At 59.6% G+C, this 3,539-nt stretch carries 5 protein-coding genes; 4 read left to right on the top strand and 1 reads right to left on the bottom strand.

Annotation, left to right across the window (positions count from 1 at the left end; genetic code table 11):
• The 4 genes from ACFDS3_RS19755 to ccmI form a co-directional block, all read left to right on the top strand.
• The coding region (locus ACFDS3_RS19755) for a cytochrome c-type biogenesis CcmF C-terminal domain-containing protein (RefSeq protein WP_375264046.1) at positions 1 to 850 on the top strand (850 nt) is incomplete at its 5' end.
• A gap of 8 nt (positions 851 to 858) precedes the next feature.
• The gene (locus tag ACFDS3_RS19750) at positions 859 to 1,425 is read left to right on the top strand and encodes a DsbE family thiol:disulfide interchange protein (RefSeq protein ID WP_375264045.1); all 567 of its coding nucleotides are present in this window, start codon (positions 859 to 861) and stop codon (positions 1,423 to 1,425) included.
• Entirely contained in the window at positions 1,422 to 1,895 is a 474-nt protein-coding gene (locus ACFDS3_RS19745; RefSeq protein WP_127657317.1) for a cytochrome c-type biogenesis protein, read from the top strand. The genes ACFDS3_RS19750 and ACFDS3_RS19745 overlap by 4 nt, the downstream gene beginning before the upstream one ends.
• A complete protein-coding gene (gene ccmI / locus ACFDS3_RS19740) occupies positions 1,892 to 3,043 on the top strand; it encodes a c-type cytochrome biogenesis protein CcmI (RefSeq protein ID WP_008327282.1) in 1,152 nt (383 codons plus the stop codon). The genes ACFDS3_RS19745 and ccmI overlap by 4 nt, the downstream gene beginning before the upstream one ends.
• 28 nt (positions 3,044 to 3,071) lie before the next feature.
• Here ccmI and ACFDS3_RS19735 read toward each other — a convergent pair.
• Positions 3,072 to 3,539 (bottom strand): thioredoxin family protein (locus ACFDS3_RS19735; RefSeq protein ID WP_375264044.1); only part of this gene is annotated, 468 nt, incomplete at its 5' end.

Here is a 3,539-nt window from a genome sequence, read left to right as displayed (position 1 = left end):
AGGAAATCGGGTGAAGGGGCGTTTGAAGCTGTTTCCGATGATGCTGGCGCTGGTCGTGTTCATGGGTCTTGGTCCATTCCTGTCGTGGAAGCGGGCTGATATCGCCGGGTTGCTCGATCGCATTCGGTTCGTGGTCGTTCTGGCGTTCATCGCAGTTTTGGCCGCATGGTATCTTCTGAACGGTGGGCCGATCATGGCCTATCTTGCCATCCTTGGCGCAGCGTGGCTGCTTTTTGCAACCCTACGGGAATGGGCGCTACGCATCCGCCTGTTCGAGGTTCCCCTTGCAGAGAGCGCGAGACGCGCGCGCAATCTGCCACGCGCCTCTCACGGTATGACACTCGCCCATGCCGGCGTCGCTGTGTTGATGATGGGGATGATCGGCTCGACCGGATGGAAGAGTGAGGAGATCGTCTTTGCCGCCCCCGGGACCGAAGTCACGATCGCGGGGTTCGACATCACCTTCGAAGGGGCCACACAGGTTCAAGGGCCGAACTACATCGCGGATCGCGGCACCCTTGTGGTCCGTCGGGATGGCGAGCTGGTCACGACGCTTTTCCCAGAACGCCGGTATTACCCGGTCGCGGAAAGCCAGACGACGGAGTCGGCCATCCGCTCTACATTGGCGGGTGATCTCTATACGTCGATTGCAACGCCAGCCTCCGATCAAGTGAACAACGCCGGAGCATGGACCCTTCGGATCCTCTATGAACCGCTCGTCAACCTGATCTGGATCGGCTCGATCCTGCTGGTGATCGGTGGCTGTTTGTCCTTGTCGGATCGCCGTTTGAGGGTCGGGGCGCCGCGCCGCGCCAAACAGCCAGCCAGCGATGCTGTTCCTGCCGAGTAGGAGAGAAGATGAAACGTCTCATTGCCGGGCTGCCGTTTATTGCGGCGGTCATATTCGGGGGTTTTTTTCTCTGGGGGCTCAATCCCGACCGGGATCCCAACGAGATCCCTTCCGTCCTGATCTCGCAACCGGCCCCGGCGTTCGACCTCGATCCCGTGCCGGGGTTGGAGACACCCGGCCTGGCCCGAAGCGATCTTCTAGGCAACGAACGACCGGTCGTGGTCAATGTCTTTGCGTCCTGGTGCGTGCCCTGCCGCGCGGAACATGCCGTGTTGACACGCTTTGTCGAACGCGAGGGCATGCGGTTGTTCGGCATCAACTACAAAGACAAACCAGAAGATGCCGTGAAGTGGCTCAATGACCTCGGCAATCCCTACGAACGGATCGGGTCCGACCTTTCAGGCCGGACAGGGATCGAATGGGGCCTTTCAGGCGTGCCGGAAACCTTCATCGTCGATGGCGATGGTACTGTTCTGTTTCGCTATGTCGGGCCGGTCGTGGGTCCGGACGCCGTCGAACGGTTCACGCAAGCCCTGAAGCAGGCAGGCGCACTGCCAAAGGGAGCAGCATCATGAGACAGTTGATTTTCGCGTTTTGCATCGGGCTCTTTCCCTTTGCCGCCAATGCGGTCGAACCAGACGAAATGCTGACCGACCCGGTATTGGAACAGCGTGCGCGGGAGATTTCCAAGGATCTACGATGCGTCGTCTGTCAGAACCAGGACATCGACAGTTCGAACGCGGGTGTGGCGCGGGACTTGCGTCTGCTCGTACGCGAGCGCCTGGTCGTTGGAGACAGCGACGCGGAGGTGATCGAATACATACGGGCGCGGTACGGGGATTACGTGCTGCTGAAACCGCCTCTGGAGCCTGCGACCTACGCGCTTTGGTTCGCTCCGATCGCTTTCGTTCTGATCGGGGTTTTCGTTGGTGGCGGGCTACTGATGAGTCGGCGAAAGCAAGAGGCATTTGAAGACTTGGGCTCGGAGGATGAGAACACCGTGTCCGAAATTCTCAGGCAAAACGAAGCGAGGGATGCGTCATGATCTGGGGTATTTTCGTTCTTTTGACGCTGGTCGCAATCGGAATTGTCCTCTACCCGCTGCTGCTGTCCAAATCGAACACTCTCACCAGAGGGGATGCGGTACCGGCGATCCTCGCCGATCAGATGCGGGAAATCCAACGAGACATGGACCGCGGTTTGATTTCTGAACAGGAAGCTCAAGCGGCCAGACTCGAGATCAAGAAACGGATCCTCGCGACGACCCGCAATTCGGAAGAAAAAGCCGGATCATCCCGTAATGGTGGCAGAGTCACTCTCGTTGTCGCGGCGGTCCTCGCGCCGGTTATTGCCGCGGGCTACTATCTGACGATGGGATCGCCGGAGGTTCCTTCAATGGCCTTCGCTGCCCGTGCAGAGGAGCGGGCACAGACTGATGAAGTGACGGCGCTGGCAATACAACTTCGCGAAAGGCTTGTATCCGATCCGACCGGCGGCCCTAGCGAAGGGTGGATGCTGTTGGGCCAGACCTATCAGCGCATGGGCAGAGCAGCCGATGCCGTCGAAGCCTTCGAAGTCGTTGCCGAACGGGAGGATGCCACCTCCGCGACATTCTCCATGCTGGCAGAGGCTGTCGCGGTTGCCAATGACGGCGTTGTTATTCCACGGGCGAAATTGGCCATTGATCGCGCTTTGGACCTTGACCCATCCAATCCTGCGGCAACCTACTTCGAGTCTCTGTATTACTTTCAGCAAGAAGAGACGCGTAAGGCCTACGATCTGCTTGTTTCACGACTGAATCAGGAAGAGGCTTACGTTCCCTGGATGGAGACCTATGCAGCGCAGATCAACCGGATTGCAGCGGCAGCTGACCTTCCGGTCGTCAATCTACCCAGCGGGCCGACGTCGCAACCAGGCCCGAGTGCCGCAGATGTCGCGGCGGCGTCGGAGATGAATGACGCGGATCGCGCGGAGTTCATCCGATCGATGGTCTCGCGGCTGGCCGAGCGTCTTGAGGATGAACCGGACGATCTGGATGGTTGGATGCGGCTGGCAAATGCCTATACCGTCCTTCAGGAGCCCGATCGCGCCGTTGAGGCCTACCGCAAGGCTGAAGCGCTGTTGGAGCAGCAGCCCGCCAGTGATCCTCGGCGTGCGGCGGTCCGTGCCGCGCTTGAGCGGCTCGGCGGCTGACTACTGCTCGGTGTCCCGGTCGAGCAGGTCACTCCTGTCCGGCAACCTTTGCGGAAACATCCCGACCACTGGCTTGCGCCAAGGCGTTCATCACGTCCTCGGTTTTTAGCAATTCGGACAGCACAATGCCGTTCGGTGCCGATGGTCCGTAGACGGCATTGAAGGGGATGCCGTATCTGCCGAAACTCTCAAGGTAGCGGGAAATGCGCGTGTCCGGGCGTGTCCAATCTGCCTGCATCGCCGTGACTCCAGGCGCTTCAAGCGCGCTCCGGACTGGCTCCCGATCGATGATAAGTGTCTTGTTCGCTTTGCAAGTCAGACACCAGTCAGCGGTCACATCGACAAAAACGACCTCTCCTGCGGACACGCGTTTCGCTATTTCCGAACGATCAAATGCGATCCAAGCCATTGCCAACTGCGGCGTCGAACGCGCAGGTGCTGATTGCTGCAAGAGAGGACCTGCGGCAATGGCCAGGACAAGGCTGGCTATGGCAAT

The organism is Palleronia sp., from assembly GCF_042089775.1.
GTDB lineage: Bacteria > Pseudomonadota > Alphaproteobacteria > Rhodobacterales > Rhodobacteraceae > Palleronia.
This window is presented reverse-complemented; position numbering and strand designations above follow the sequence as displayed.